The sequence below is a fragment of the Caulifigura coniformis genome, from assembly GCF_007745175.1.
Classification (GTDB): Bacteria; Planctomycetota; Planctomycetia; order Planctomycetales; family Planctomycetaceae; genus Caulifigura; species Caulifigura coniformis.
Genome location: NZ_CP036271.1, coordinates 5,973,700 through 5,996,037, shown reverse-complemented (window position 1 = coordinate 5,996,037; position 22,338 = coordinate 5,973,700). Strand labels below are relative to the sequence as shown.

The window sequence follows — 22,338 nt, the reverse complement described above, 5'->3', positions numbered from 1 at the left end:
GATGTTGGAAGGCTTGAGGAATGGCGACAAGACCGGCGCCGATGCGCCACGGTTATCTGATTGACATGGATGGAGTTCTTTACCGCGGATCGGATTTGATTCCGGGCGCGGATGCTTTCATCCAGCAGCTGCGGAAACGGCGGATCCCATTCCGTTTCCTGACGAACAACAGCCAGCGGACGCGTCGCGACGTCGTCGCGAAGCTTTCCCGGATGGGGATCGAGGCCGAGGAAGACGACGTTTTCACCTGTGCGATGGCTACCGCGCGATTCCTGGCCCGGCAGAAGCCTGGCGGCACGGCCTATGTCATCGGCGAAGGTGGGTTGCTCACGGCCCTGCACCAGAACGGCTTCGCCGTGGTCGACCACGATCCCGACTACGTCGTCGTCGGCGAGGGCCGAACCTTCAACCTGGAGATGGTCGAGGCCGCCGTCCGCATGCTGACGAAGGGGGCCAAGCTGATCGCGACGAACCTGGATCCGAGCTGCCCGACGCAGAATGGAATCCGTCCGGGCTGCGGAGCGATGGTCGCCATGCTCGAATCGGCGACTGGACTCAAGGCGTTCGGAATCGGTAAACCCAACCCGATCATGATGCAGGCGGCCTGCGATGAACTGGGCCTGCCGCCGGATCAGTGCGTGATGATCGGCGACACGATGGAAACCGACATCCTCGGTGGCACGCAGCTGGGCATGCACACCGTGCTGGTGCTCACCGGCGGAACACAGTCGGCCGACCTGGCCCGCTTCGCGTACCGGCCGGAGTACATCATGGAATCGCTGGGTGAGTTTGCCCGCACACTGAACGCCAACGACTGGCTTCCGCCGTGGCGGACTGTGCCGGCTCCCCTCAAGCGTCGACGGCCGCTCCAGGCCATCTGAAAAAACGGGCGGAGCGGAGAGCATCAGCCCCCTGATGCTCCCCGCTCATACGCCGCGTTTTTCATTGGACTCGCTGCGATCAGCGAATCCGACACTGGAACGTCAGGCTTCCGCCCGTTTGGCCAGCGAGGGCTTCGTTCACCCGGAAAGTGAGCACTTCTCCGCCCTGCGCGCTGTCCGCGATTTCGAGTTCACCGGCGACGTCGCAGGTCACGCTCTCGTCGATGAGCTGCAGCCGTGGGGAGAGGTTGTCGAGGATCCGGATCTTGTAGAGCTCCTTGCCCCCCTGGTTGTCGAAGCGAATCGTGAAGGTGACGATGTCACCCGGCCTGGCGGTCTTCTTGTCCGCAAGCTTGACGATTCGCAGGTCACCGGGCGTTCGCATGTCCTCGACGCCGACGAGTTCTTCGACATTGAAGATCGCGATGACTTCGGCGCCGGCGAGGTCCTGGGCGATGGCCTTCGTCCCCTGACCGACCGACCATTCGCCGGCCGACTTCGCGGCCTCGAACAGGACGGCCTTCTCGGCATGACGGATCAGACCGTCTTGCACGAAGCCATAGTCTTCGAACGGATTCACGAGCTTGACGTGCGAGGCCGCCGCGACGTCGTTTTCCAGTTCGCCGTCGGTCTGGCGGGACCGCATCTGGCTGAGGGCGTCGCTGTGTTTCATTCCAACGGGGGAGGCGATGTCCTTGCCTTCGTCGAGCGCCGCGCGATGGACATAGCCGGCAACGGTCACGCCGTCGTGGGTTCCGGAGGCGGAATCGATCGTGAACTTCTCGATCGCTTCGGAGACCGCCCGTGCGACGCCAAACCGCGGGGCATAGACGCAGACCTGGTTGCTGACCGTCACTCGCTGATTTCCCTGGCCGTCGCTGAACTCGGCCACGGTGTCTTCGGCTTCGAGGCCGGCGATCTGGCCCCCCTCGTAATGAATCGGAAGGCCCTTGTCGCCGCCGTCGCAGACGTATTCGTCGCGTCCGTTCTCGGTCGGGAACGGCCGGGGGGTGGCGGGTGCAATGACCGGCAGGCCGGCATTGGATCCGCACGGGGGGCACGAATCAGCCAGGATGCTCCGCGGCGGGCAGAGCTGGGCAACGATGGCCGCATCATTCAACGGCGCGACGGTGGGCTGTCCGTTGAGGTCGGGGGCCCAGGGGCGATCGGTCGTTGCGGCGACGCGGACGGGCTCGACGGCAGGCTGCTCATGCGACATCTGTTCGACGCGTGAGGCGAGATGCTGCTCATCGACGACGGCCTGCTGAACCTTCGCCTCGCCGGCTGCCGGAATCTGCTTCTGTGCCTGCTTCGCCGCTTCGAGCCGATCGGCGTAGGAAGGCAACGCCTTGCCGGTGGCGACATCGGTGAGCGGCATCGTGTCGGGCCGTTTTGCCTTGCGGCCTGCGAACATCGGCGTCGAGGCGCAGGAGCTCGCAAAGAGGAGCGACGCGACGGACGCGACACCCGCGCTTCGAGCCAGCACGGTCGCGACGATGGCTGCGGTTGAGCGGGAGGAATGAGGCATTGAAGCGTCCTTGCGTGATCCGATGGCCGTGGAACGGCTGACCTGTAGAGTCGACTGGTCTAGTCTGCGGCTTATTCGGGGAATGGTCGCGGCTGTCCGCCAGTCGCCGCCGGCGACTGGGCGAGTGTCGTCGCGGCAGTAACTTTCTCCGCAGCGGGAGAGGCCGGCGCGGCGACTGTGACGTTCCTTGTCGAGGCCTTGCCCGGGATTTCGGTGACGATGACAGCACCGCTGGTGCTGAAGAACGCCGGGTCGGGATTACGGGCGTCGGGCGTGCGGCCGCCGATGCGGATGATGGCGACCGGTCGGCCCCGCTGGTCCGCGACTTCCATCAGGTTGGCACTGGCGGAGAAGTCGGTCGTCAGCAGTCCGTTTTCCTGTGGCTCCGGGAGTGCCAGGTCGGGCTGCTCCAGATAGATGACTTTCGTAACCAGGCGATTCTGGGCTGCTGCTTCCACATCAGCCGGGGTGATCTCGATCGGGACCGGAAAGTCCTGCTCGCTGCCTGCGGGAGCATGCAGATGATCGATGAGTTCGACCGTGGGATAAACTTCAATTCCCGGGAGATCGGGGAGGCCACTGATCTTGAAGCGGTAGATGCCGCCCACCTGCAGCAGGGCCCGGTTGGCGCCGCTGAGGGGTGAAATCGCTCCGGACGGCTGATACAGCTCGGCCGAGCCACCGCCGGGAAGCGCGACCTCGCAAATCTGCGTTTGTCCCTGCCGCGTCGGATCGATCGCGAGGTTCCACTGGGCGGCCATTCCTGGCCGACGAACGTCGACCGGGAAGTGGCGTTTGTTCAGCGGCCCCTCAGCCTGGGCGATGGAGGCGCCGGCCTGGAGCAGGAACAGAAGGTGGAGGGCATGTCGTCGCATGATCGATAGGCCGTTGTGCCGGCCGCCTGAAGGTCGATTCGCGGCTGGCGTCGCCAGCCTGACGAAAAACAGCCGCCGGGGTGTGACCACGGCGGCTGTCCTCAGTTCGGGTCCATTCAGCCGCGTTGGCAGGATGACTGCGGCGTTCAGTACGCCCCGCCGGCAGGTCCGGCTCCGTAGGGAGCCGACACTTCGCCAGGGCTGTAGACAGGATGCTTCTCGGTGTACTGCACGTGCTTCACCGGGTGCGGCAGGCTCAGGCCCGGATCATGCTTCACATCGATCAGCATGTGGTCGACCGGCTGTCCGATGTCGACGTCCGTCAGGTTCCGCATCGTGTGCGACTGGAGACCAGCCGGGCGGCCAAGCGGCACATGCGGCGGTCCGGGCAGCCCGATCGGCGTTCCGACATACGGGTAGCCGTAGACCGGGAGGTTCACACCGGCGACCAGGTTCGGAGCCATGCCGGGGCGAATCGGGCCGGTCGGGCCCGACACCAGGACATCGCTCGGGACAGCTCCGCCCGCTCCCGTGAAGTCGCTGATGGCGACCGGGGCGACATACTGTCCGGCTTCACCGTTCACGATCTCGGCCGAGGCCTGCTGAATCTGTCCATCCGGTCCGCGGACGGCACCCACCGTTCCGGGCTGGCCCGGCATCTCGAGGTCGAGGTTACCCATCCGCAGCACGGCAAGGATCGTTCCGCGACGATCGGCTTCCATGATCGGATCCTGGCCCAGCGGCAGGCGGGTCGAGACCAGCTCGGTCACGCCAGCGACAGCCAGTTCCTGGTACTTCGCGTCCGGCAGGTAGATGACCTTGGTCACGAAGTTCGAGGTCGACACCTGATCCAGATCCTCATCGTTGATGCGGATGGGGATCGGGTTGTGAGCGAGGAAGGCCTCGGTCGTCGGATGGGCCGGGTAGACGTGAAGCGTCGGATAGAGCGGCGGCATTTCGCGGCCGGGAATCTTCTCGAGCTTCAGTCGGTACGTGGCGGCCTGCGGGAAGTTGTAGCTGGCCGGCGTCATCAGCTGGTTCTCGGCGAATCCGGAACCAATCTGCCAGCCGATGCTCATGCCTTCCGGTCCGAGGAAACGGACCTGGCTGGACCGCATTTCCGCGGCCGCCATGCCCGGATAGGGCATGCCCATGCCCGGGGCCGGACACTGAGCACTCACCGGCATCACGCCGCCACCCGCCATCGGTCCGCCAGTCGCCATCGGTCCAATGACTCCAGGCCCAGGTCCACCGACCATGGGTCCGGGGCGGACCATCATCTCCGCTGGTGGTGCATGGAATTCATTCCGATGCATGGCCTGCTGGCCGTCGTACGCGCACCCGACGCACACAATCAGCAGTGTGGCGAGAGCAAGAAAGTAAAGTTTCATCGCCAGATCCTCGGCTTGCCTGGTCCCGTCGAAACACCCGAACTGCGGTCGACCTGCGGCGTTACGACCGCTTAGAATCGAGACATGACTGCCGGCCTTGGTCCGGCCGCGCATGCAGTTAGTTCTTGTTTCGGCGCTCTGCGACCGTTTTCTGAGGCAAAACCGGCAGTTTCCCTTCCTCATGCAAAGATTGCCCAGGTTGACAAAGGCCGTACTCTTCGTGGCCATCGCCTTTGGCGCATTGCAGTTACGGAACGTGGCCAGCGGCTGGCAGGAACCTTCGAACAAGCCCGCGGAGGCCGAAACCGCCAAACCGGCTGAGATCCCCGAGGCGAATCCCGAGGCGACGGCACTGATCAAGGCCGCCCGCGAGCGGCTTTCGAAATGGCAATCGATCCAGGCCAATGTTGTCCAGCGCGTAGACATCGGAGACCGCCGGTTCCAGGCAACCGGCCGATTCGTAGCGGGCGAATTCCCCCGGCTGCGACTGGACTACGAAGTGACGGTCGGCAACACGGTCGGTCGGCTGCTCGAAGTCTGCGACGGACAAGTGCTGCACGTCGAACGGCGGATCGAAGACATCGCTCCGTCCGAATCGCCGGCGACAGGAGCCGAAGGCGAACCGACCGCGCGGGACACGGCCAAGCCGGTGATCGAAGCGACCCGGCGAGACGTCCACCGGATCCTGCGGGCCACCAGCGGCGCTGACGGTGCCGCCGTCTCCATGCTCGCCGCCGATATCGGGCTCGGAGGTCTTTCCGCCCTGCTGGCGTCTCTCGATCGAACGATGATCTTCGACAGCATCCGCGAAGAAGAGCACGAAGGGCAGACCTTCCGGGTCGTGCAGGGCCTCTGGAAACCTGAATACCTGGCGGACCTGCAGTCGAAACTCGGCGGATTGTCGTCACAACTCTCGATGTTCCTGCCGGAACGGGTCCGGATCTACTTCGAAGCGGAATCGCTGTTCCCTGTCCGGATTCTCTACCTCAAACTGGCCTCGGCCGAACGCCGAACGTACCGGGCGATGCTGTCGCTGGAGTTCCATGACGTGGAATTTGACGCGGCCCTTCCGCCAGAGACCTTCAGCTACCGTCCGGCAACGGGCGTCCAGCAGAAGGACGACACGGATGACTACGTCCAGTTGTTGAAGGCGGCACAGGGCCCCGCGGCCGATCCGGCGCCTCCTCAACCGGCCGGAGAGCCTCTCAACCTGAAGCGTTCGACGGAGCGGTGAGCCGCGGCTGGGCTGACGCACGCCCCAGACCAGCAGCGGGACGAACGCGACGAAGTCGCTCAACGCTGAGTTGACGATTCGAGCATCCACGATATCTTTCGATTCATTGCTGGTCAGCCACAACCTGTTGTGGCTGGGAAAGAGGGAATCCCGGTGGGAAACCGGAACTGCCCCGCAGCGGTGAGTGGAAACGAACACCATTAATGCACTGGCCGACCGGCTGGGAAGCGATGGTCATTAGGTCGATTCAGTCGAGGCTGAATCGTTGTCCGCGAGTCCGAAGACCTGCCAGCAATCGGAGATCAGGTTCTGGAGTGTACCGGCGGCTGGATGCTGTCGGGGCCTGATGTTCGGATGCCGGACCTTCGTGGGAAAGGGTCTTCGGGGACATGCCTTGGGCATGCGGCTGCGCGCTGTGCTTCGCTCGCGGAATGGGCTTCGTCATTCCACTCGCGCACGCTGGCTCTTCGAACGCCATTTCCTTCTGCTCGTCCGGCAATCAGATCAGTCTGCGCCTCGGGGTGCGGGAAGGAGATTGCTGTCATGGTGCGTGCGCGACACGAGTGGCTGGTCCGGAAACGCGATGGCCGAACGGTTCCGTTTGATTCCCAGAGAATTCAGGGTGCGGTGGCCAATGCGTTTCGCGCTGAGCTGAATCTGGCCGAAGGCCAGCCCCTGGACGGCGAAGTGCAGTCGGACATCACCGCCATCGCCGAGGCGGCCTGTAGCGACGTTGGAACCTGGGCCAGCCGGCCGGAAGGCGTCGACGTCGAGAAAGTTCAGGACCTCGTCGAAATGGAGCTGATGGCCCGCGGCCATTACCGCGTCGCACGTCGCTACATCATTTATCGCTCCGAACACGCAAAGATGCGGGCGATCCGCGGCGAGGCCGTCGCGGCAGCGGAACCAACGATCTCGGTCGTCCTGTCCGATGGATCACGCGTCCCCTTCGATGCCGAGCGAGTGCGCCGCCGCCTCGCCATCGCGTCCAGGGGCCTGGAAGACTGCGTCGACGTCGATGAACTCTTCGATGAAGTCCTGCGCTCGGTCTTCGACGGCATCGGTGTCGCCGAGATCTACAAGACCCAGATTCTCGCGGCCCGCTCCCGCATTGAACGCGATCCTGCCTACGACACCGTCTCTTCGCGATTGATGCGGAATGTCGTCTACCAGGAAGTCCTCGGCCAGACGCCTGACGAGAAATCGCTGAGTCGCCTGCACCAGGACCGGTTTGAACACTCGATCATCGACGGCATCCGCGCCGGTCGTCTGTCGCCCGAGCTTCGCACGTTCGATCTGACCCGGCTCGCCCAGGCCATGCGTCCCGAACGCGACACCCAGTTCCGCTATCTCGGGCTGCAAGCCATCTACGACCGCTACCTGCTGCACATCGGCGGCCGGCGGATCGAGACGCCTCAATACTTCTGGATGCGCGTCGCCATGGGGCTGGCGATCCAGGAGCCCGGAGATCGCGAAGCCCGGACAATCGAGTTCTACGAAGTCCTCTCGACGTTCCGATTCACCTCGGCCACGCCGACGCTGTTTAACTCGGGAACGCCGCATCCGCAGCTCAGCTCCTGCTATCTGAGCACGGTGAAAGACGATTTGGAGAACATCTTCAAGGCCGTTTCCGATAACGCCAAGCTCTCGAAGTGGGCCGGCGGACTCGGAAACGACTGGACGAGCATTCGTGCGACGAACGCCCACATCAACGGCACGAACGGCAGCAGCCAGGGCGTCATCCCGTTCCTGAAGGTCGTCAACGACGCGGCTGTCGCTGTCAATCAGGGGGGCAAGCGAAAAGGCGCAGTCTGCACCTATCTGGAAACGTGGCATCTCGACATCGAAGAGTTCCTCGACCTCCGGAAGAACACCGGCGACGACCGCAGGCGGACGCACGACATGCACACCGCCAACTGGATTCCGGACCTGTTCCTCAAGCGCGTGCAGGAGAACGGCCAGTGGACGCTCTTCAGCCCGGATGAGGTGCCGGATCTCCACGACCTGTACGGCAAGGCTTTCGAAGACCGCTACCTGCAGTACGAAACCCTGGCGGATGAAGGCGAGCTGCGGATGTTCCGCCGGATTCCGGCCAGCGATCTGTGGCGGAAGATGCTGACCCGGCTGTTCGAGACGGGACATCCGTGGATCACATTCAAGGATCCCTCCAACATCCGCTCGCCGCAGGATCACGCAGGCGTCGTGCACAGCAGTAATCTCTGCACGGAGATTCTGCTCAACACGTCCGAGGATGAAACGGCCGTCTGCAATCTCGGCTCGATCAACCTCGCGGTCCACATCCGCGACGGTCAGCTCGATCTGGACCTGCTGAAGTCCACGGTCACTGTCGCCCTCCGGATGCTCGATAACGTGATCGACATCAACTACTACCCCACGCCGGAGGCCGAGCGATCGAACCAGCGCCATCGTCCGATCGGTCTGGGACTGATGGGCTTCCAGGACGCCCTGCACACGCTTGGAATCAGCTACGCCAGCGATGCGGCCGTCGAGTTTGCTGACCGCAGCATGGAAGCGATTTCCTACTTCGCATTCCTCGCGTCGTCCGAACTGGCCCGCGACCGCGGCACCTATCCGACGTACCGCGGTTCGAAGTGGGACCGCGGCCTCCTCCCGATCGACACGCTTGAGCTGCTCGAATCGGAACGCGGCGAAGCAATCGCTGTGGACCGTTCGACGACACTCGACTGGCAGGTCGTACGCGACGCCGTTGCAAAGCACGGAATGCGAAACAGCAATGTGCTGGCGATTGCCCCGACCGCCACGATCTCGACGATCATCGGCGTCGCGCAGTCGATCGAGCCGGAGTACAAGCACCTCTACGCCAAGAGCAACCTCTCCGGCGAGTTCACGCAGGTCAACGAAGTCCTCGTCGATCTGCTGAAGTCCCGCGGCCTGTGGGATGCGCAGATGCTGGACGAGCTCAAGTACTACGACGGCTCCGTCCAGAACATCGGCCGCATCCCTCTCGAGATCCGCCAGCAGTACCTGACGGCTTTTGAGATTGAGCCGAAATGGCTCATCGAGTGCGCGGCCCGGCGGCAGAAATGGATCGATCAGGGGCAATCGCTGAACCTGTACCTCTGCGAGCCGAGCGGCCGGAAGATGAACGACATGTATCTCCTCGCGTGGCGGTCGGGTCTCAAGACGACCTACTACCTCCGCACTCTCGCGGCCACACAGGTCGAAAAGTCGACGCTCGACGTCAACCGCTTTGGCGTCCAGCCGAAGTGGATGAAGAACAAGAGCGCCTCCAGCGACATCGAGATCCGTCGCGATGATGGCCCGGCCGAGGCCCCGCCGGCACTCTGCCCGATCGACGATCCGACCTGTGAAGCCTGTCAGTAATGATTCCGCCGCGAGGCGTGTTCGATGACGGCGGCTGGAAGCAGGATCACATCCCGGGAATCTCGCGCGGATGGCGGCGCGAGTTTCCGGATGGGTCGTGGCTCCTGGTCACCAACGTCGACGGCTTCGACCTGCCGGATCCCGGTGGCCCCTACGTCGCAACGTACCTCACCCGGCAGGATGAGCCTCTTCATCATGCCGACTATCTGGCCGACCCGAGAGAACTGATTCGCTGGGTCCACCGCATGAACCGTCTCAATCAACGTTCGCGGGCAGTCCACTCACATCCCGATTCCATCGATATCCAACCCTGATTTCAGGAACGAATTCATGAGCTCGATGCCGACTCTCAACTTTGAAGGTGAAGCCTTGTCCTCCCCCCCGACGAATGGCCGCTTCGACGCCCGCGAAAAGCGGCTCATCAACTGCCACCAGGTCGACGTCAACCAACTGATGCCGCTCAAGTACAAGTGGGCCTGGGAGCACTATCTCAACGGCTGCGCGAACCACTGGATGCCGACGGAAGTCCCGATGAACAAGGACATCGAGACCTGGAAGTCGAACAAGCTGACGGAAGACGAGCGCCGCGTGATTCTGCGGAACCTCGGCTTCTTCGCGACGGCTGAGAGCCTCGTCGGCAACAACCTGGTGCTGGCGATCTTCCGGCACGTCACCAATGCCGAATGCCGGCAATACCTGCTCCGCCAGGCGTTCGAAGAGGCCGTGCACACGCACACGTTCCTCTACGTCGTTGAGAGCCTCGGGCTCGATGAGCGCGAGGTTTTCAACATGTACCACGAGGTCCCCGCCATCGCGGACAAGGACCGGTTGGAGATGGAACTCACGAAGGAGATCCTGGAACCCGGCTTCTCAACTGACAGCTTTGAAGGCGCCCAGGCGTTCCTCAAGAACCTGATCGGCTACTTCCTCATCATGGAAGGCATCTTCTTCTATTCCGGCTTCGTGATGGTGCTCTCGTTCCATCGCCGGAATCTGATGACCGGCATCGGCGAGCAGTTCCAGTACATCCTCCGCGACGAGACGATTCACCTGAACTTCGGCATCGACCTCATCAACGGCATCCGCGCCGAGAACCCTGAGCTGTGGACGCCCGAGTTCCAGCAGGAAATGATCAATCGCGTGCGGGAGGCCGTGGAACTGGAGATCGCCTACGCCGCCGATTGCCTGCCGCGGGGCATTCTCGGGCTGAATGCCGCCCTGTTCCGCGATTACGTCCAGTTTATCGCCGATCGGCGGCTGGAACGCATCGGCCTGCCAACCCAGTACGGGTCGTCGAACCCGTTCCCCTGGATGAGCGAGACGCTGGACCTTTCGAAAGAAAAGAACTTCTTCGAGACCCGGGTCACCGAATACCAGAGTGCGTCGTCACTCAACTGGGATTGATCGGAGGCCGCCTGCCGTGCCTCCGGCTGTGATCAACGAAAAGAACCGCTGCCTGTCTCAGGCAGCGGTTCTTTCAAGGGTGGACAACGGGACTCGAACCCGCGACCTCCGGAACCACAATCCACGCGGTACTTCAGGTCAAAATCTGGCTTATGCCGGACTATTGAAAACCGCTGTCGCTGTAGAATGCGGCTGGCCCTGAGATTCATCACGCGGATGCGTTTCAGTGGACAGTTGAGTGGACACTTGCCGGGTTCGCGGGAGTAGCTACCCGCAGGCCTGCCGACGTTCGCGGAATCATTCCCCTGCGAGCGCCGGCTGGCCGCCTGGCTCTACAGGGGAATGAGCGATGGAGAAGTCAAGAGACGGGCTGCCCGCATACGTGTCGCCGGGGTTCTGGATCAGTGGCATTGCCCCGCAATCGACGCTCGATACGTTTGCGGCACTCGCGCCGCTGACATCACCGATGCCATCTGAGGCCGTTCCCCCCGCTGCGCCCCAATGGTCGCGGTGTCGCCTGCCTAGCCAGTGGGCGATTGTCTTCGATGTCGAGCATCACAGGACGATTGCCAGAAGGTTCAAGGATGACCCGAGGTTCAGGAAGGTCACTTCGAGGCAGTGGCAGTTTCGCATTGATGCCCTGCCCGCCACATACGACGACACCCAAGTTCGCTTCGTGAAGTGGACAGGAAGTGGACAAAGCCTGCCCGGAAAAGGACCACGGAAAACCTGAACTGGACACTTCTGGACAACCGATTCTGCCCCACCAAGACCCGCCCCACACGGCGGGTTTCTTCGTGTTTACTTCATCGACCGGCTGATTGAACGCCGGGAATACAACAGATGGAGTGAGCGATGTCTGCTATCCCGATTCCGGCCGTCTTGCCGGATGTCATGTACCCGCTGGCGACGTTCGAACAGACCTTCAAGGTCGGCCGCCATGCGATGCGGCAGGCTCGCCGCGACGGGCTGAAGGTCAAGTATTCCGCCGGCAAGGGCTGGCTCTTGGGACGCGACTGGATCGATCACGTCCAGCGGACCGGCGCTGACGAGCACCATCGCGACGCTTCGGCCTGATCAAGTCCACGAAAAAAGCCCGGACGCGGTTCACGAGGCCGGCCGGGCAAAGCTCAAGGAAGCCCAATTATGGCCACGGTCAGGCCGAAGGTACAGCCGCGAGTTGTGAAACTACTGCGGGCGTGTGTGCTGATTCAGGAAGTTCGCGCGGCAACGCAGATCGGAACCGCGGCATACCAGCGGCTTCTCGATATTCACAGCGCGATGCTCTACGAGATCCGCAAACTGGAGGACGAAGCGGATGACGACCGCTGAAATCCTCGCGAGGCTCGAAGGAGTGAAAGGTGGCGACGGTCAATGGACGGCACGTTGCCCCGCGCACGATGACAACCGCAACTCCCTGTCGATCACGGCGGGCCCGGACGGCAGAACGCTGATCCGCTGTCACGCCGGCTGCACCTCGGCAGGCGTGGCGCTCGCGGCCGGCATGGAACTGTCGGACCTGTTCTCACAACCGCGGAGCAACGGCCACCATGGCGGCAACGGTCGTCAGATCGTCGCGACCTACGACTACTGCGACGCCTTCGGCAAGCTGCTGTATCAGGCGGTTCGATATGAGCCGAAGGATTTCCGCCAGCGCCGGCCGGACGGGAACGGTGGTTGGATTCATAAGCTGTCTGGCGTCGACCCGGTTCCCTACCGCCTGCCGGCGCTGATTCAGTCCGCCGACCACGACCGAGTGGTCTACGTCGTCGAAGGCGAGAAGGACGCCGACCGCCTGGCCGCAATGGGGCTGACGGCGACGTGCAACTCCGGCGGGGCCGGCAAATGGCGGAAGGAATTCGCGGAACACCTCGTGTGGCGGCACGTGGTGATCCTCCCGGACAACGACAATCCCGGTGAAAAACATGCGGAGGAGGTCGCACGGTCGCTGGTCGGGTACGCCCGGTCGATCAAGGTGCTGCGATTGCCTGGCCTGCCGGCGAAGGGCGACGTCTCGGACTGGCTCGCGGCCGGCGGTTCAAAGAAGCAACTCGAACAGCTGGCCGGGGAGGCCCCCAAATGGTCATCCAGCGGGCCGGCGGAAGAATCCCGGATTCTGAAACCGCTCACGTTTGGCGACCTGGCCAAGCAGTACCCGGAAATGCGTCCGATCATCGTGGACGGTCTGCTGAGGCAGGGCGAGACGATGAACCTCATCGCGCCGCCGAAGGTGGGCAAGTCCTGGCTGGCCTACAACCTGGCCCTCTCGATCGTCACGGGCCGCGAATGGCTCGACACGTTCGCCTGCACGCCGGGAAAGGTGCTGATCCTCGACAACGAGCTGCATCCAGAGACCATCGCGCACAGGCTTCCTGTCGTCGCGGAGGCGATGGGACTGCGACAGACTGACTACGAATCCAGCCTGCACGTCCTGCCCCTTCGTGGCCAGCTTCTGTCGCTCCTGGAACTTGACCGGGTGTTCGATGGCATCGAGCGCGGCGAGTACCAGCTCGTCATCGGCGACAGCTGGTATAGGTTTTACCCGGAAGGCGTCAGCGAAAACGACAACGCCCAAATGGCGGCGTTGTACAACAAGCTTGACCAGCTGATCGGGACGGCCGCGTGTTCTTGGTGCGGGATTCATCACACAAGCCGAGGCCAGCAAGGCGAAAAATCTGTCACGGATACGGGCGCTGGTGCTGGCGCTCAATCCCGGGCGGCTGACACGCACGCCGTTCTCCGGCCGCACGAGGAAGAGAACACGGTCGTCCTCGAGGCTGCGGTTCGATCGTTCAAGCCGCTGGCCCCTCTCGCGATCAGGTGGGCGTTTCCGCTCTGGCTGCCAGACGGCGGGGTCGACGTGACCAAGTTGAAGGGCAGGCTGACCGTCGGCGAACAGCGGACGAGCCAGCGCGACATTGAGGGCAAGCGGCAGGTCGTCGATGCCCTACGGCAAGGCCCGGCCACCATCCGCGTGTTGCGCGAACGCACTGGCCTGTCACGGGAGAGGTGTGAACGGCTCGTCAACATGCTTCGCGCCGACAACCAACTGACCACTCAAACCATCACCAAGAAGGGGAACGAGACCCTTGAATACTCAATCAGACAGGACGTGGGCGATGAGTGACCGCCCACGTACCCGCCCACGTGTCGGGACGTTGTGTGTGGGCGGTCTAAAGGGACCGCCCGCCCACGTCCACAACGTCGTCGCGGCTCTCCACGTGGACGATTGCGAAAACCGCCCACGTCCGAACCGGGGTCCTTCTGACCGCCCTCTCGCCACGTCGTATCACACGTTGCCCAGCGTGAGAGTCAGTTTTGTTTTCACCTTTTCCCGTACAATCCTCATGGGGTCAGGGGCGTTCTGTGTTCCCACCGCTTCCCGATGAACTCAAGCCGGTTCGCCCGACTGTCATCATCAAACGGGTGAAGTGTCCGCTCTGTAAGAGCCCGGACCACACGACCGACCGCAGCATCAATCAGGGCGACGGCTCCCGGTATCTGTGGAAGACGTGCCGAGGCTGTCGCGGGAAATTCGCCGTGATCATCGAGTGACTTCCAAAATCTGGAAGGGGGCTGGCGCTCCCTCCGTAACATCGGCTCAGGAGATTTGAAATGAACCCAGACTTTCAGCAGTTCGCACCCGCCGACGACCAGCAGTTCGTGAGCATGGGGTTTCTGTGTTCGATGCTGGGGCTGCTGCCCGCGCAGATCTGCGTGGTCATGCAGGACGCCGGCATTCGCTTCGGGATGGTGGTGGACTGCGTGGGGCACTTCCGGGTGAAGGACGCCGAGACCATCGCCAATCGGTGCTCCTCGCTGAAGAAGGAACTTGCGGACGCCGCGGCCAAGTTTGAGGCGGCAACGCAGAACTGATGCTCAGGCTCAAAGCAAAACTTGACCTTCGTGCGGCCGGACACCGGAACGGGAAACCGCGCCGGTTCAACATCCTCGCCTACAACGGCGGGAAGATGCTGGTTGAGGGTTTTGAGTTGCCTGTTGTGCTCGACCTGGCGGGACTAGAGGCCCCTGGTAGTTTCCCGATCCTGCTCGACCATCAGGCGACGACGGAGACGACACTTGGCTCCGTGGACAAGATTCAGAACGACGGGAAGTGTCTCGCTCTCGCGGGGCTCGTGACTGGCGTTTCGACTCAGGTCCAGAACGTGCTCGCCGCTGCTGATGCCGGCCAGCAATGGCAGGCCAGCGTGGGCGTGCACTGCAGTGATTGCTTCGACGTGCCGGCGGGGCAGGTCGTGAAGATCAACGGCCGCGACCACCGCGGTCCCTTCACGCACGTCCGCCGAGGATTGCTTTACGAGACTTCCGTTTTGCCGGCAGGGGCCGACTCGACAACGAAAGTCAATCTCGCGGCCCGTCGGGCTGCAAAAGTCCTGAGGGGAAGTGTCATGCCTGATTTTGAAACCTGGGTCCGTGAGAACTTCGGCACGGAAGTGGCGTCGCTGACGCCCGAGATCATCATGCTGTTGCAGGAGCGATACGACGCGCTCGCGAACAGCACGTCGACCGGCGAAGTTGCCGAAGTGCCTGAGACCGTCGCAGCCGGCGCGGCCTTCGGCGTCCGTGCCAGTGCTGCTGCGGAGTCCCGGCGGATTGCGGCGTGCCAGCGGATTGCGGCCCGCCATCCGAACATTCTGGCGACCGCCATCGAGCGGGGCTGGAGTGCGGAAACGACGGAACTGCATGTTCTTCGTGCCGGCGCTCGAAACGCGGCTCCGGACAACTCCCGTCGATACGGGACGCCAATGGAAGCTGATCGAAACGTCCTGTCCGCGTCCCTGCTGCTGCGGTGCTCCGGCGGCGAGAAGGTGGCGCTCAAAGCCTACGGCGAACGGGTCGTCGAAGCTGCCCGCCGGCAGCGTGTGACCAATCTGGTCGACCTGGCGAAAGAGTCGCTTCGGGCGGCCGGGCACGACCCGGATGCACACGGCAGCCGCGACCAGATGTTGCGGGCTTCGTTCTCGACGACCTCGCTGCCCAACATCCTCGCCGATACCGTCGGCCGGTCGCTGGTGTCGGCCTACGAGGAGACGACCAGCGATTGGCGGTCGTTCTGCTACGTCGCGTCCGCCGAAGATTTCCGGCAGCAGCTGGGAATCCGCCCGGCGGCAATCGGCAACCTGGAGCAACTGGCTCCGGGCGGCTCCATCACGCACGGCGTCATCAAGGAAGAGGCGACGTACGCATGGAGGGTGAACACCTTCGCGAAGATGCTGAAGGTGACCCGCGAAGATGTCGTCAACGACGACCTCGGGTTCATCGACCAGCTCTCGCCGATGCTGGGAACGTCGGCCGGCCGATCGCTGCTGGACCTGATCTGGGAAACCATCATGGCCGGCGAGGCGAGCAACTTCTTCTCCGTCGCCAACGCCAACTTGCTGTCGTCCAGTTCCATCCTGGGAGTCGCGTCCCTGCAAACCGCCATCGGCATGATGCGGGCGCAGATGGACAGTCAGGGGCACAACCTGAACATCCAGCCGACGGCGCTGGCCGTTCCTCCCCTCGAGGAATTCCGGGCCCGCGGCCTGCTGAATTCGGCGCTGCTGGTGGGCAGTACCACGGACGACGAGTTGCAGCCGTCGGGGAACCCGGTCTACAACGTCGTGCCGACGCTCGTGGTTGAACCGCGTTTGTCGAACACGAAGTTCACCGGCAACTCCACGGCGGACTGGTATCTCTTCGGACCGCCCAACGCCCGGGCCGTCACGGTCGGGTTCCTGCAGGGGAATCAGACTCCGACGATCGAGATGGAGAACGCCCCGTTCGACCAGCTGGGGACGCAGATGCGGGTCGTGTTCGACTACGGCTGCTCGCTGTCCGATCCGAAGGCGGCCTTCAAGGCGAACGCGGCGTAAGGAGCGATGACATGGCACTGACGGTAGTCACGACGCCCGGCGACAATGGGGCGCTGAACATCGAGTTCAGCGGAACCCCTGTCGTCGGCGACAATCTCCTCCGGGAATCGCCCGGGGAAGGGAAGTTGCTCCGGGCGTATGCCTTCGAGCTGTACGGCGCGGGGACGAACAACGCCCTGTACTTCAAGACCGGCGAGACGCCGCACTTCGGCGGTCCTGGCGCGTCCCTGACGTTCAACGTCGCTGGCCCTGCGGGTGGTGTCGTGAAGCCCCTGAATCAGAACAGCTGGTTCTCGGGTGGAAGCGACGAGCCGTTGGCCCTCGTGGCGAGTACGACGCAGCCGCTGTTCGGGTCCGTGCAAGTGAAGACGATCAACGCGAACGGACTGCCGTCGTGACCGGGGGTCCTCCCGGAGCAATCAATCGCCACGACGTATCACACGTTAGGCGATTAGCCGGCATTTGTTTCTTTCCCCCTCGATCTAACGGGGTCAGGGGGAGTTGCGGTCCACCGGGGCCGCAACACTGGGCCCGCCGCAGCGGATTGGTTGTGCCATACCTGGACGCTGCGGCGGGTTTTTTCGTAATGCGGCTTGTTGTCGCAGGCAGCCGCGCCGGTATTCGAACGCCCGCCGGCGCGGTTTCAAACAGGAGTGAGGGAGGGAACGGCGGCCACGGTCGTGCCCTGAGACTCGCGTATACGCCGTTTCGTGACGTCTGGAGCGGGTCAGAGGTCACGCGGATGAAGGCTGAGGCGAAACGCGGTTCCGCGGTGGGACCGCGTCAGCGAGTCCGCCAAGGCCAAGAACGCTGAGGGAACGAATTCCACCAGCGATAGAGAGTCAGGGAAAGTCCGCGAGCAGCGAGCAAAAGCCGCTGGCACGAACGCCGCATCGGGGAACTGATGAAGGCGCAGAAGGATGCGGGACTGCTGAAGGCTGGTGGCGATCGCCCGACCAAAGAAGAAATTCGACGGGTTGCGGGGAAACCCATCGAAAAGCAAATCACGCTCGCAGACGCCGGTATCGACAAGAACCTTGCCGACCGTGCCCGAACTCAAATCCGATTTGAATTCACGCCCGGAGTGGGTCAGAGGGCACGCGGGCGGTTATAGATGACGGCTGTTTCTTGTCTCTCTTCAATGAAAGGGCTTCATATGTGGATTGAGATTTCTGACCTCCCGGAAGGCTGCAACTTCAAGGCGCTTCAGCTTGGGGACTTCGTGGCGTGCGTTGATCGTGATGACATCGGATTCACGTGGACGCTGCGAAAACGGCAACAGGATGGAACCCTCGCGAAGCTGGGCGGAGTCTGGAGGCAGACGTTGATGCCGCCTGAGTTCACGCGGCGGGAAGTCGAACAGGGGCTCGGGTGGGCGGACGATCAGATCGCGAAGCTCCAGCCACAAAGTTGACGCCCCCGACGACGTGAGGCATCAGCGTTTCTTGCCCTTGCCCTGTTCGTCATCGGCGAGCTGGGCTTCAGCCTGTTTGACGATCGTTCGCCGGATCCAGTCTGAAAGAGTGCGTTCAGCCTTTTCCGCGGCCTTCTCGATCAGCTTTCGCTGCTCGGGAGTGCAGCGAACCTTGATTGAGTGGTCTTTGTTGTCGTCGGCCCTGGGCATGGGGCGAATGTTCCGCATTGTCCCACAAATTGACAACAGGGGGACACGCAGATACAAGAGGGTTCGTTGTGGGACAAAGTCCCTCAACACCAGTGTCGCGGCTGGTCAACAATCAGAAACCCCGGTGCGTACGCGCATCGGCTCTAGCCTGCCGGTGGGACCGCGACCCCACCGCGCGGGCTTTTTCCTTTTTCTAGGAGGGCGGTCCATGTCTGCTGTTCTGCTCGAAGCTCCTGTTGCTGCTGTCGTCTCCGCTGATCGCGAGGACACGTCATTCCGCCTGCCGGCAGGGTTTGCGTTCCGCGTTCCTCCGGAACACGTCTGGACGCCAGAGAAACCGGCGGAATGGACGCCCCCGCGAACTCGTCTGCTCTTGGTCAGGTATCACGTCAGGGACTTCCTGCCGACATGCAAGCGATCCAGGCCGCAGTGCATGACGTTCAGGATGCCACTGAGGGAGGCTCGCGAAATGGCGGTCAGTCTGAATACTCGCGAAATGGCCGAACGCCTCCGCGACGGTTGGAATTGGTTCGTTGTGGCGCGGCCCACGAACACCAATGGCTTCGCGGTGCTGAGAATCGAGCGGAACGGCTGGCGGCCGGAATCATCGACGGATCTTCCCCCGAGTGTGCGGCCGGAGGTTCATGCGAACGTCCCCGCAATGCAGGAAGCGGCGAGGCACAACCAAGCGGTTCTCGATGAGGGGATCGGAGCACGCTTCAACTGGTGCTTCCCGGTCACGCCGCTAATTGAGGGCTGAAGCCGGCCGCGAAGTGAGAAATCGGCAAATTTGCCGAATAAGCCTTCGCGCACGTGCGCGCGAGGAGAAACAGGGGTGGGCCGATCGGCCTTACCCTGATGACGCCGGTGGGGCGGTTAGCGACGCCCTGCCGGTTCCTGGCCCGGGGATTTCCCTGACCTTCAGGAATTCGTTCCTGAAGGTCCTCTCGAAAGGTTTCTGATGGACGACACGATCAAGGTTTACGTCATCGACAAGGGGCGTGCGTCACTCTACATGCTGTTCCGCGACCCGACGACGGGGAAGGAAACGGCCCGATCGACCGGAACGAAGTCGAAGAAAGAGGCGCTCAAGGCGGCCGGTGAATGGGAGGCCGAGTTGCGGTCGGGCAAGTACAAGCCGAAATCGAGGGTGACATGGGCCGAGTTCCGGCAACGGTACGAGGACGAAGTCGTGTCCGGCCTCGCAGACAAGACTGCCATCAAAATCGACGGGGTTCTGAACTCCCTCGAATCGCTCATCAGCCCGGCCCGTCTGGTCGACGTGACCGCCGACAAGCTCTCAGCGTGGCAGCAGAAGCTCCGCGACGCCGGAAAGGCCGAGGCAACCATCAAGGGGCACCTGGCTCACCTGGCGGCCGCTCTGGCCTGGGCGGTGGAGATTGGACTGCTCACCGCCATCCCGAAGATCCGCATGCCTCAGAGGGTGAAGGGTGGCAAAGTGATGAAGGGGCGCCCAATCACGGCAGAGGAGTTCGATCGGCTTATCGACGCCGTCCCCAAGTCGTCGAAAGTGAAGCCCGATCACGTCGAGGGATGGAGGTTCCTGCTCCGTGGCTTGTGGTGGAGCGGCTTGAGGCTCGGGGAGGCGATGCAGCTGTCGTGGGACACGCCGGGCATGATGGTCGACCTCACCGGGAAGCGCCCCATGCTCCGCATCCTGGCGGGCTCGGAGAAAGGCCACAAAGATCGCCTACTGCCCCTGGCTCCCGAATTCGGGGAAATGCTACTGGCGGTACCGGAGAGTGAACGGACGGGCTTCGTGTTCAATCCGCTCGGCCGGCTGAAGAAACGGCCGCGGGCGGACAGCGCCAGTCACACCATCTGCGACATCGGCGAAAAGGCCGGCATCAAAGTCGACGAGACCGAGAAGGGCGTGAAGTTCGCGTCGGCTCACGATTGCAGGAGGGCATTCGGCCTGCGATGGGCGGCCCGGGTAATGCCGGCCGTCCTGCAACAGCTGATGCGTCACGAGAACATCGAGACGACGTTGCGGTTCTACGTCGGAAACGATGCAGAGGGCATGGCGGACGTCCTGTACGCCGCAGTGCCCAAATCCCCGCCCAAAGTGGACAGTTCAGTGGACTCTTCCCGAATCGAAGAATCTGCCGTCGACGTAACCTGTTGAGAAATAAGGGTGGACAACGGGACTCGAACCCGCGACCTCCGGAACCACAATCCGGCGCTCTAACCAACTGAGCTATGCCCACCATATCGTTCGCCGAAAACCTCTCTGGCTGCTACGGTTACGCAAAGCAGCCAGCCGATTTCCGGCGGATTGTGAACATCAGCAGTGTCCGGAAACCGGATGCCGCCAACGCCATGGCTCGACAGAGTAATCGACATCAATTGCCCTCTCAAGGTTCGGCGGAGCACTTTGCGCTCTGGGACTACTATCACGAGTACGTCACGCCGGAACGACGGGCACGACTGGCAGAAGTCCTCCGGAAAAGAACCCGCCGGATTGCCGTCGTCCTCGAGGACGTCCGCCAGAGTCATAACGTCAGTGCGGTCCTCCGCTCCTGCGACGCGTTTGGTCTCCAGGATGTCCATGTCCTCGAACCGACGGAATCCTTCGATCCCTCCACGAAAGTCGCTCTCGGCTCGCAGCAATGGCTGACGATCCGCCGCGCAACGGGAGCAGACGCCATCGGCCGCGGCATCGAGACACTCAAGAATCAGGGATATCGGATCGTCGCGACCGTTCCGCCGGGGTCGGGCGCGGTGCCGTTCGAGGAGATCAACCTGGACGGACCGGTCGCGGTGGTCTTCGGAAACGAAAAGTATGGGATCACGTCGGAGATGGCTGCTGCAGCGGATCAGTTGACGACCATCCCGATGCACGGATTTGTTGAGAGTCTCAACATTTCCGTGGCGGCGGCCCTGCTGATTCAGAGCCTCTCGTCCCGAATCCGGGCGACGCGGAATGACTGGGAGCTGTCCAGCGCCGAGTACGAGGACCTGTTGTTCGAATGGACCCGCAAGTCGATTCCGGCCGTCGAGTTCATTGAGCAGCGCTGGCTTGCGGAGCGTCGCGCGGTTGCCGGACCATCGCATTCACGACAGCCGGCGGCCGTCGAATGACGACAGTCCGCTGCTTTATTACCGGGACGGACACCGGCGTCGGCAAGACGCATTTCAGCGTCTGGCTGATTGGCCAGTTGCGCGCCGCGGGGTATCGGGTCGGGGCCTACAAACCGGTCTGCTCTGGAGTGGAAGTGCGGGACGGGCGGCCGACCTGGGAAGACGCGGATCGCCTGGCGACAGCCGTCGGCGGCGAGTGGCCGCTCGACCGCATCGCTCCCCAGCGATTTGAGGCGCCGCTCGCCCCTCCGGTCGCCGCTGTACTCGAATCGCGAGAAGTCGACGAACCAGCGCTGGCTGCCGGCGCGGAGTGGTGGGACGGGCGGGTGGATGTCCTGATCGTCGAAGGGGCCGGGGGCTGGCTGTCGCCGATTTCACGAAACTGGACGAACGCTGACCTGGCCCAGCGCCTGGCTTCGCCCGTCGTCCTTGTCGCCGGGAACCGGCTCGGGGTCATCAACCACGCCCTGCTCTCCATCGCCGAGATCCGCAGGACCTGCGACCTGGCGGGAATCGTGCTGAACCAGCTGGCCCCAATGCCCACGACTCGGTCGTCGGTGTTTGACGCGGCCCAGTCGAATCTCGACGAGATTGAACGTCGGGCAGGCCTGAAGGCCTGGGGAACGCTCACGTACGGGGAACGGCCGCAACTCGTCTGCCGAGGTGCGGAGGTCGTTCCGGACTGGATGCAACTGTTGCCACTCGGCAGGCCGGAGTGGCAACCCTCCTGAACGAGGGCGCGTGGACATTCGCTGTCGCGGAGGCCGGCTCCCCGGGGGGAGACCTGTGACGACCTGTGACGACCTGTGACGACCTGTGACAGCGAAGAACCGTCTGAAACATTGGAGTTTTGGACCTGTGACATGTGTGACGAGTTTTGGAGAGCTTTTTTCGCCCCCTCTCGCGGGGCTGATCACCGCCTGTTTGCGTTGCCAAAGAACGAACTCTCTACCCTGACGGGAGGGGTTGCGCATCGGGAAGAATCTTCGCATGCCTGAAGGGACATTGGGCCTTAACCTTTCTTTGGGAAGGTGGTTGCGCAACATGCCGTAGCGAG

The 22,338-nt window shown here is 62.9% G+C and carries 22 protein-coding genes, 1 tRNA gene and 1 riboswitch; of the genes, 18 read left to right on the top strand and 5 right to left on the bottom strand.

All coding sequences use genetic code 11. The features are described from left to right. Positions 1-41 precede the first annotated feature (41 nt). A complete protein-coding gene (locus tag Pan44_RS24190; protein WP_145035174.1) occupies positions 42-881 on the top strand; it encodes an HAD-IIA family hydrolase in 840 nt (279 codons plus the stop codon). 79 nt (positions 882-960) lie between these two features. On the opposite strand, the gene Pan44_RS24185 is transcribed toward Pan44_RS24190, so the two are convergent. From Pan44_RS24185 to Pan44_RS24175, 3 genes are all read right to left on the bottom strand, one after another. After that, on the bottom strand, positions 961-2,409 hold the full coding sequence (locus Pan44_RS24185; protein WP_145034316.1) for a DUF11 domain-containing protein: 1,449 nt from the start codon (positions 2,407-2,409) through the stop codon (positions 961-963). Positions 2,410-2,480: 71 nt separating this feature from the next. Then, positions 2,481-3,284 (bottom strand): hypothetical protein, encoded by an 804-nt coding sequence (locus Pan44_RS24180; RefSeq protein ID WP_145034315.1) that lies wholly within the window; start codon positions 3,282-3,284, stop codon positions 2,481-2,483. Between the two features lie 146 nt (positions 3,285-3,430). Continuing rightward, on the bottom strand, positions 3,431-4,675 hold the full coding sequence (locus Pan44_RS24175; protein ID WP_231754154.1) for a hypothetical protein: 1,245 nt from the start codon (positions 4,673-4,675) through the stop codon (positions 3,431-3,433). A gap of 220 nt (positions 4,676-4,895) precedes the next feature. Between Pan44_RS24175 and Pan44_RS24170 the strand changes: the two genes are divergently transcribed. From Pan44_RS24170 to Pan44_RS24110, 13 genes are all read left to right on the top strand, one after another. Beyond that, entirely contained in the window at positions 4,896-5,909 is a 1,014-nt protein-coding gene (locus tag Pan44_RS24170) for a hypothetical protein (RefSeq protein WP_145034314.1), read from the top strand. A 93-nt stretch (positions 5,910-6,002) separates the two neighbouring features. Continuing rightward, positions 6,003-6,216: riboswitch (cobalamin riboswitch) on the top strand. A 236-nt stretch (positions 6,217-6,452) separates the two neighbouring features. Continuing rightward, positions 6,453-9,275: a ribonucleoside-diphosphate reductase subunit alpha gene (locus Pan44_RS24165; RefSeq protein ID WP_145034313.1), complete on the top strand. Its 2,823-nt coding sequence runs from the start codon at positions 6,453-6,455 to the stop codon at positions 9,273-9,275. Continuing rightward, on the top strand, positions 9,275-9,589 hold the full coding sequence (locus Pan44_RS24160) for a hypothetical protein (protein ID WP_145034312.1): 315 nt from the start codon (positions 9,275-9,277) through the stop codon (positions 9,587-9,589). The genes Pan44_RS24165 and Pan44_RS24160 overlap by 1 nt, the downstream gene beginning before the upstream one ends. Positions 9,590-9,614: 25 nt before the next feature. Next, on the top strand, positions 9,615-10,679 hold the full coding sequence (locus Pan44_RS24155; protein ID WP_145035172.1) for a ribonucleotide-diphosphate reductase subunit beta: 1,065 nt from the start codon (positions 9,615-9,617) through the stop codon (positions 10,677-10,679). An 855-nt stretch (positions 10,680-11,534) separates the two neighbouring features. Then, complete coding sequence (locus Pan44_RS24150; RefSeq protein WP_145034311.1) at positions 11,535-11,756, top strand: hypothetical protein; 222 nt, start codon at positions 11,535-11,537, stop codon at positions 11,754-11,756. A gap of 69 nt (positions 11,757-11,825) precedes the next feature. Further along, positions 11,826-12,011: a hypothetical protein gene (locus Pan44_RS24145; RefSeq protein WP_145034310.1), complete on the top strand. Its 186-nt coding sequence runs from the start codon at positions 11,826-11,828 to the stop codon at positions 12,009-12,011. Continuing rightward, positions 11,998-13,806 (top strand): AAA family ATPase, encoded by a 1,809-nt coding sequence (locus Pan44_RS24140; protein ID WP_145034309.1) that lies wholly within the window; start codon positions 11,998-12,000, stop codon positions 13,804-13,806. Before Pan44_RS24145 ends, Pan44_RS24140 begins: the two co-directional genes overlap by 14 nt. Before the next feature lie 239 nt (positions 13,807-14,045). After that, a complete protein-coding gene (locus tag Pan44_RS24135; RefSeq protein WP_145034308.1) occupies positions 14,046-14,234 on the top strand; it encodes a hypothetical protein in 189 nt (62 codons plus the stop codon). Positions 14,235-14,294: 60 nt separating this feature from the next. Beyond that, a complete protein-coding gene (locus tag Pan44_RS24130; RefSeq protein ID WP_145034307.1) occupies positions 14,295-14,555 on the top strand; it encodes a hypothetical protein in 261 nt (86 codons plus the stop codon). Then, a complete protein-coding gene (locus tag Pan44_RS24125; protein ID WP_145034306.1) occupies positions 14,555-16,555 on the top strand; it encodes a phage major capsid protein in 2,001 nt (666 codons plus the stop codon). The genes Pan44_RS24130 and Pan44_RS24125 overlap by 1 nt, the downstream gene beginning before the upstream one ends. Before the next feature lie 11 nt (positions 16,556-16,566). After that, complete coding sequence (locus Pan44_RS24120; protein WP_145034305.1) at positions 16,567-16,953, top strand: hypothetical protein; 387 nt, start codon at positions 16,567-16,569, stop codon at positions 16,951-16,953. Positions 16,954-17,459: 506 nt separating this feature from the next. Beyond that, positions 17,460-17,669, top strand: coding sequence for a hypothetical protein (locus Pan44_RS28010; protein WP_145034304.1), 210 nt, complete (start codon positions 17,460-17,462; stop codon positions 17,667-17,669). Positions 17,670-17,711: 42 nt separating this feature from the next. Beyond that, the gene (locus tag Pan44_RS24110; protein WP_231754152.1) at positions 17,712-17,969 is read left to right on the top strand and encodes a hypothetical protein; all 258 of its coding nucleotides are present in this window, start codon (positions 17,712-17,714) and stop codon (positions 17,967-17,969) included. A 21-nt stretch (positions 17,970-17,990) separates the two neighbouring features. On the opposite strand, the gene Pan44_RS24105 is transcribed toward Pan44_RS24110, so the two are convergent. Further along, positions 17,991-18,179, bottom strand: coding sequence for a plasmid mobilization protein (locus Pan44_RS24105; protein ID WP_231754151.1), 189 nt, complete (start codon positions 18,177-18,179; stop codon positions 17,991-17,993). Positions 18,180-18,387: 208 nt separating this feature from the next. Between Pan44_RS24105 and Pan44_RS24100 the strand changes: the two genes are divergently transcribed. After that, positions 18,388-18,939 (top strand): hypothetical protein, encoded by a 552-nt coding sequence (locus Pan44_RS24100; RefSeq protein WP_145034301.1) that lies wholly within the window; start codon positions 18,388-18,390, stop codon positions 18,937-18,939. Between the two features lie 201 nt (positions 18,940-19,140). After that, on the top strand, positions 19,141-20,325 hold the full coding sequence (locus Pan44_RS24095; protein ID WP_145034300.1) for a tyrosine-type recombinase/integrase: 1,185 nt from the start codon (positions 19,141-19,143) through the stop codon (positions 20,323-20,325). Between the two features lie 8 nt (positions 20,326-20,333). Here the strand turns inward: Pan44_RS24095 and Pan44_RS24090 are convergent. Then, positions 20,334-20,407 (bottom strand) — tRNA-His (locus Pan44_RS24090). On the opposite strand from Pan44_RS24090, the gene Pan44_RS24085 reads away from it, so the two are divergent. Then, entirely contained in the window at positions 20,400-21,281 is an 882-nt protein-coding gene (locus Pan44_RS24085; RefSeq protein WP_145034299.1) for a TrmH family RNA methyltransferase, read from the top strand. The genes Pan44_RS24090 and Pan44_RS24085 overlap by 8 nt on opposite strands. Beyond that, positions 21,278-22,012 (top strand): dethiobiotin synthase, encoded by a 735-nt coding sequence (gene bioD, locus Pan44_RS24080; RefSeq protein ID WP_145034298.1) that lies wholly within the window; start codon positions 21,278-21,280, stop codon positions 22,010-22,012. Before Pan44_RS24085 ends, bioD begins: the two co-directional genes overlap by 4 nt. Positions 22,013-22,338: the final 326 nt, after the last annotated feature.